1 protein-coding gene is annotated in these 853 nt (G+C 53.0%); it reads left to right on the forward strand.

All coding sequences use genetic code 11. The features are described from left to right. The coding region (locus tag WH277_RS04095) for a fimbria/pilus outer membrane usher protein (RefSeq protein ID WP_339504500.1) at positions 1 to 853 on the forward strand (853 nt) is incomplete at both ends.

An 853-nucleotide genomic window follows, 5' to 3' on the forward strand; every position in this document is an offset into this window, starting at 1 on the left:
GTTGAGGGCATTGCCAGCACGCCTCAGGCGCGAGTGGAAGTGCGTCAATACGGCATGTTGATCTACAACACGCTGGTGCCCGCCGGGCCTTTCCGTTTAAATCGCATCCCGCTGAAAAACCTTAACAGCGATCTGGACGTTAGTGTGTTGGAAACTAACGGCCAGCAGCAGCATTTTACCGTACCTGCGAACCGAGTGATTAACGTTAACCCCTCAGGGGGGCAGGGTATTTCTCTGGCCGCGGGCAGGCTTCGTTCTGTTCGGGGAAATGGTGACGGCGCGCCAGCTATTTTGACCATGAACCGCAACTGGAAGCCGTTTAGCCGTTTACTGGCGCAAACGGGCCTGCTGTTATCGGATAGATACCAGTCCGTAGCGCTATCGCTGGGTCACAGGGTCTCGCAGGGGTTACAGCTCGCCGCACAGATCGCGGCAGCAAATGACCGTTATCACGGAGCACGCAGTGCGCGGTTGTTGTTCTCGGCAGATTACCGCCTTTTCGAAGCGCTTTCGGTCAGTGCCAGCGTCAGTAAAAATACACCTGCGTTTGCCGCTATCAGTCAGGCCAGTCTGTCGGAAGCGAATTATTTTCAAAGAGAAAATACCCAGTACACCTTGTCAGCTAACTGGGTGACCCCTAGGATGGGGACTTTCTCAATCAGTCACGCTGAAAGCAGCTTTAACCAGGGGATTGCATCAACCCGGTACAATACGCTGAGTTGGGGCGCTAACATTAAAAAAGTCATGCTGTCGGTGAATTTTTCGCACAGTAAGGGGATGAACAAATCGAACAAGCTGCTATCGGTTAACGCCAATGTTCCTTTGGGCCGACACTACAGTAACACCTATTACC

The organism is Erwinia sp. MYb416 (assembly GCF_037479575.1).
Classification (GTDB): domain Bacteria; phylum Pseudomonadota; class Gammaproteobacteria; order Enterobacterales; family Enterobacteriaceae; genus Erwinia; species Erwinia rhapontici.